Origin of the sequence: Nonomuraea longispora, assembly GCF_004348345.1 — a bacterium.
Lineage (GTDB): Bacteria > Actinomycetota > Actinomycetes > Streptosporangiales > Streptosporangiaceae > Nonomuraea > Nonomuraea longispora.
Genome location: NZ_SMJZ01000327.1, coordinates 1 through 5817, shown reverse-complemented (window position 1 = coordinate 5817; position 5817 = coordinate 1). Strand labels below are relative to the sequence as shown.

Here is a 5817-nt window from a genome sequence, read left to right as displayed (position 1 = left end):
GTGCGTGACCGTTGGCCGGTGGTGCTTCGCTGAGTGGTTTCGCCGCGGTGCCGGCGTCGTAGGCGGGGAGGTCACGCGTCAGCAGGTGATCCAGTTTGGCGTTCACCGCGGCGAGTTCCTGCTTGACCGCCTGCAGTTCTGCCTGGGTCTGCGCTTCGGCGGGGGATGGCTCGTTCTCGTGCATGGCGTTGACCACGACCGCAATGAACAGGTTGAGGGCGACAAAGGTGGACATCAGGATGTAGACAATGAAGAAGATCCACGCCCACGGCCTGTGGTCCATCACCTCCTTCGCGATGGTGCCCCACTCGTCACCGGTCATGATCTGGAACAAGGTGAACAGCGAGCGCGGCAACGCGTCGAACCGCTCGGGCACGACCTCGCCGAACAGGATGGTGGCGATCACTGACGCGATGTAGATCATCAGAGCGAGCAGGCCGATGATGGAGGCCATCCCGGGCACCGCGGCCAACAGAGTGCCGACCACACGCCGCATGCTCGGCACCGCCGACACCAGCCGCAATGCCCGCAGGATCCGCAACGCGCGCAGCACCGAGGCCGGGCCGGAGGCGGGCACCAGCGCGATGGCGACGATGACGGTGTCGAACCAGTTCCATGGGTCGGCGAAGAAGGCACGGCGATAGGCATACAACCGGGCGGCGATCTCGGTGGCGAAGACGGCCAGCGCGATCCGGTCGATGGCGTGCAGCAGCCCGCCGGCGCGCTCCATCAGATAGGAACTGGTCTCCATGCCGATGGTGACGCTGTTGATCACGATGATGGCAATGATCGTCCGCTGTACGAGCCGGTGTTCCAGGACCGCGCGAACGCGTTGTTGTCCCGTCAACTGCGATAGCTCCCCTGCTCAAAGGACTCCGATCCATGATCATTCTAGGCGGGGGCAGGAGGAGCCGGTAGCGGCGTAGCCGTGAGGCATCGAACACATCCGGCACTTTGCGGACCCTTCACGCGTTACCTGGGATGATGTGCCCCGGTTGCGGCTGGCGTGCGCCGATCGGCTAACGTCCATCTAGCGCATGCGGGCGGGCCTGCCCGCATGCGCCGCTCACATCGGCCGCCCGCTGGTCAAGGACACGAAGGGAATGGTGGTGGCGTCCGTGTCAACGGACCCGAGCAGGCCGATCACGTACAGCTTCCGCGCGCGCGGACAGCGAGGCCTGGCCCGTGACCGACGGCGATGCCGGAGGTGGGGGCGATGAGCGTGGCGCTCGGCCTGCTGGCCATCCTCCTGCTCACGTTGGCTACCGGCTACTTCGTCGCGCAGGAGTTCGCCTACGTCAGCGCCGACCGGCTCGCCCTGTCACAGCAGGCCGCGGCCGGAAACAAGAAGGCCGCCAAAGCCGTCGCGGTGATGGAGCGGCTGTCGTTCATGCTGTCCGGCGCCCAGCTCGGCATCACCGTCACCGCGCTGGTGGTCGGCTTCATCGCCAGGCCCGCTCTGGCCGAACTCATCGCCCCCGCACTGACGGCGTTCGGCATGCCGCAAGGAGCGGTGGACGCGCTGGCGCTGGCGACCGGCTTCGCCCTGGCCACCATCATCCAGATGGTGCTCGGCGAGCTGGCGCCCAAGAACCTCGCCCTGGCCCGGCCCGAGCCCCTGGCCCGGGCGCTGGCCTCCTCCACCTTGATCTACCTCAAGGTCGCCGGGCCCGTCATCAAGCTGTTCGACACCGCGGCCAACAAGCTGCTGCGCGCCGTCGGCATCGAACCGGTCGAAGAGCTGCACCACGGCGCAACCCTCGAAGAGCTCGGCCACATCATCGGCGAGTCCGAGGCCCACGGCCACCTGCCCGGCAGCCAGGCCGACGTGCTGGAACGCGCCCTGGCCTTCTCCGAGCACACCGCCGAGGAAGTCATGGTGCCCCGCGTGGAGGTGATCGCCGTCGCCGCCTCGGCCACCGTCGCCGAGCTGGACGAGCTCATCGCCGCGCGTGGCCACACCCACTACCCGGTGCTCGGCGCCACTCTGAACGACGTGGCGGGGGTGGTCAGCCTGCGTGACGTGGCCGCCGTACCGCCCGCCGAGGCGGCCACCACCCGCATCGCCGGCATCGCCCGTCAGGTGCTGATCGTGCCGTTCTCCGTGTCCCTGCCTGATCTGGCAGGCCAGTTGCACGACCGAGGCGAGGAAGTGGCCTGCGTGGTCGACGAGCACGGTGGTCTGGCCGGCCTGGTCACCTGGGAAGACGTGGCCGAAGAACTGGTGGGCGAGATCGCCGACGAGAACGACACCGAGTCGCCGCGTGTGCTCCGGCGCGGCGACGAATGGGAGCTGGACGCCGCCTTGCGCATCGACGAGATCGCTTTGGCAACCGAGCTGAACCTGCCGGACGAGGACGAGTACGACACCCTGGCCGGGCTCATCCTGCACCGGCTCGGCCGCTTCGCCGTACCCGGCGACGTCATCACCGCCGATCTGCCGGCGACCCTCGATCCGCACGCGCCCACACACACCCGGATCAGAGTGTTGACACTGGACAGACACGTCCCCGAACGCGTCCGCCTCACCCCCTACCGGTCCGACAGCCCTGATCCCCATGGTCGGGACGGCCACGATGGCAAGGAGCAGCCGTGAACCTGTCCATCGGCCTGGCACTGACCCTTGTGCTGCTGGTCGGCAACGGCTTCTTCGTCGCGGCCGAGTTCGCTCTGGTCGCCGCCAAGCGCCACCGACTGGAGAAGGCCGCCGCCCAGGGCAGCAAGGCCGCCGCCGCGGCACTGTCAGGCATCAAGGAACTGTCACTGATGCTGGCCGGCGCCCAGCTCGGCATCACGCTGTGCTCGCTCGGTCTGGGCGTGGTCTCCGAACCGCTGATCGCGGGCACGCTCACTCCGCTCTTCCACGCCATCGGACTGCCGGAGGCCGCCGCGCATGCGGTCGCGTTCGTGATCGCGCTGGCCATCGTGACGTTCCTGCACATGGTGCTGGGCGAGATGGCGCCGAAATCCTGGGCGATCGCCCATCCCGAACGCTCGGCGACCCTGCTTGCGCTGCCGTTCCGCGGCTTCACGCTGCTCGTGCGCCCACTGATCAGCGCTCTGAACGCCGTGAGCAACGGGCTGCTGCGGCTGGTCAAGGTGCACCCGCGCGAGGAAGGCGCCAACCCGCGCACTCCGGAGCAACTGCAGCACCTGGTAGCCGAATCCCGCCGGCTCGGCCTGATCGAAGCCGACGACCACGCCGTGCTCAGCCAAGCCCTGCGCGCCCCAAGCGCCGACATCACCGCACACGTCATTCCGCCGGAGCGGATCGACACGGTGCCCGCCACCGCCACCGGCCAAGAGGTGATCGATGCCTGCCTGCGCGTCCAACGCTCCCGCCTGATCGTCGGCACCCCCACCGACCCACTGGGCGTCGTGCACATTCGCGACGCCTACCTCGCACGCCGCCGCGGCACCGCCACCACTGCCAGGAACCTCGCCTACCGAATCCCCACCCTGCCGGCCGGTGCCTCCGTGTCTGAGGCTGTCGCTCGGCTGCGCGCCGCCCGTAGCCAGATCGCCCTAATCCGCACCGAAGACGGCACCATCAAGGGCATCGTCAGCCTCGACGACCTGCTGACCACCCTGCTCGTCCCCACGTGAGCACACGCCGCCCAACTGATGGAAACGAAATAGGAACGCCAGCGGGACTCTGGTCGGGATCGCGCTCAACGCGCTGCTCGGCGCCGTGGTCTCCGCGCTGGTGGCCAACGCGCCCGACGAGCAGTCGTGGTTCCTGGACGCGGTGCGCACCGGGCAGGTCAAAGCGCTGATGGAGGTCCTGGCGCCGGACGTGGTCCTGGTCGTCTACGGCGGCGGGCTCGCGTCCGCAGCCCGGGCTCTTGTCCATCGGGGAACGGCCGTGCCTGCCGCGTACCTTCGTGATGGTCTGTAGCGGCACCTCATGCAGGCGCTGCCACATCCCGGCCTTGCCCCCCGGATGCCGAATCGCCGCAGAGGTTGAGGCAGCCGTGCGGTCTCACTTTCGCCGGCTGTCCCGACGCGCCGGACTCATTCGTCGAACGGATAGGGGCAGATGGCGCGGCCGCTCACGCTGATCGCTGCCGTCATCCATCACGTTCGCAGGAGAGAGGAAAACCGATGAGAGATCTGCAGGTTATCGCCGACCGCGTCGAGATCGAGGCGCTGCGGGGCGAACACGTCGACGCGGCGATGGTCGGCGACTACGACCGTTTCGCGTCGCTGTTCACCGAGGACGCGGTGTGGCGGATCCCCCCGGCCGACATCGAGTTCACCGGGCGGAAGGAAATCCGCGCCGGTATCGAACGGCTGCAGGACGCGTGGGAGTTCTGGGTGCAGAACGTGCACCCGGGCACGATCCACCTCGAGGGTGACACGGCGACCGGCCGGGAATCCATCTTCGAGCTCGGTCGCCAGCGCGACGGCAGGTCGGTCGTCATGTACGGCCTGTTCCACGACCGCTACCAGCGCACCCCGGATGGCTGGAAGTTCGCCGAGCGCGTCCTCGATCCCAGGTACCTCGACACCACTGCGCTGACGGGTTCGACTCATGTGACCTGGAACGCCGCCGACCCAGAGGCCGGAAACACCTCCTTGGCGGAAGGAGCCCGGTAACCGTCTGGACGAGCCGCATCAGAGATGTGGTCCCGCCGGCTGATCCGGCAACGCAACATCTCGGGTGAGTGGGCTTCGAGGATGGTGCCGCCGAAGGCGAGCCGACCTGGGGATCGGTGAAGGCCTTGGTCCAGCCACCGGCGGACTCGTTGGACGCGATGGCGACCGAGGCCTTCTCCCGCGTTCGGTAAGCGCTGGAAATCGCGGCGTAGAGGCTGACCCGTGACGACTTGCTGTCATTCGAGAGGACTGATGCGCAACGGCGTGCCTCCGTCGATGTGGAGACATCCGTCCGAGTGGAGTGCCTCGCGGATGCGTGAGCGGGCGGCGAATTTGCGACGCGCCGTCATTGGACTACGGAGGGTCCAGCGGGCCGGAGGCACGCAGTGCGGCGCTCAGCCCGAGGGGGTTACCGGACCGGTCAACCGGTCCCGCCGTACGACGCCGAAGTCGAGCAGCCGCTGCGGCGCCGGCTACGCGTCAGCTCGCGTTAACGGCAAGAGAGGGCTTGTGGGCGGCTGCGACGCATGAGAGATTCTACCTCCAACGTTAAAGGTCTAACCTCTTTGATGGGAGCTCCCCCTATGCAGCCCCCGAGCCCCCGCTATCAGGGCTACCGATCATTCGGCTACCTGGAGCCGCACACCGACTACAAGGTCTTCGACCTCGCGCCCGAGATCGGCCGGGTCCCTCCCTACGACCTGGGACTGTCCGCGGAGCAGACCGAGCGCGTCACCCGGATCCTGACCAGCCACATGGCGATCTCGCTGCACGAGCACCCGAAAATCCTCACGGCGGACCCCGCCCGGCTGCGCGACTACAACAGGACCGGCCGTAACGCGATCGGCTTCGAGGGCCTGGCGCGCTCCGGCATGACCGCGTTGTTCGACAACTTCATGAACGGCACCAACTGCGTCACCAGCGAGCACGGCTGGAAGTGGGACGACGTCATCTACGACCTCGGCCTGCGCTTCGCCGACCTGGCGAAGCAGGACTTCGTGGTGCCGGCGCGCACGGTGGCCGAGATCGAGCAGGCCAAGGCGACGGGGCGCCTGGCGCTCGTGGCCGGCCTGGAGGCCGCGACCATGATCGAGAACGAGCTGGACCGGCTGGACATCCTGTACGGCTTCGGCGTGCGCCAGATCGGCGTCGCCTACTCACAGGCGAACCAGTTGGGCGGTGGCCTGTCGGAGAGCTCGGACGGCGGCCTGACCCATT

The 5817-nt window shown here is 68.0% G+C and carries 6 protein-coding genes; 5 read left to right on the top strand and 1 reads right to left on the bottom strand.

The features are described 5' to 3' along the window. The coding region (locus E1267_RS42195; protein WP_132341702.1) for an ion transporter at window positions 1-847 on the bottom strand (847 nt) is incomplete at its 3' end. Between the two features lie 369 nt (window positions 848-1216). Between E1267_RS42195 and E1267_RS42190 the strand changes: the two genes are divergently transcribed. From E1267_RS42190 to E1267_RS42165, 5 genes are all read left to right on the top strand, one after another. Continuing rightward, a complete protein-coding gene (locus E1267_RS42190; RefSeq protein WP_132341700.1) occupies window positions 1217-2596 on the top strand; it encodes a hemolysin family protein in 1380 nt (459 codons plus the stop codon). Beyond that, complete coding sequence (locus E1267_RS42185) at window positions 2593-3606, top strand: hemolysin family protein (RefSeq protein WP_132341698.1); 1014 nt, start codon at window positions 2593-2595, stop codon at window positions 3604-3606. The genes E1267_RS42190 and E1267_RS42185 overlap by 4 nt, the downstream gene beginning before the upstream one ends. 85 nt (window positions 3607-3691) lie before the next feature. Then, entirely contained in the window at window positions 3692-3898 is a 207-nt protein-coding gene (locus tag E1267_RS45440) for a hypothetical protein (protein WP_181957924.1), read from the top strand. Between the two features lie 206 nt (window positions 3899-4104). After that, on the top strand, window positions 4105-4599 hold the full coding sequence (locus E1267_RS42175; RefSeq protein ID WP_132341696.1) for a nuclear transport factor 2 family protein: 495 nt from the start codon (window positions 4105-4107) through the stop codon (window positions 4597-4599). A 584-nt stretch (window positions 4600-5183) separates the two neighbouring features. Further along, window positions 5184-5817: membrane dipeptidase (locus tag E1267_RS42165; RefSeq protein ID WP_181957923.1), on the top strand; the 634-nt coding region annotated here is incomplete at its 3' end.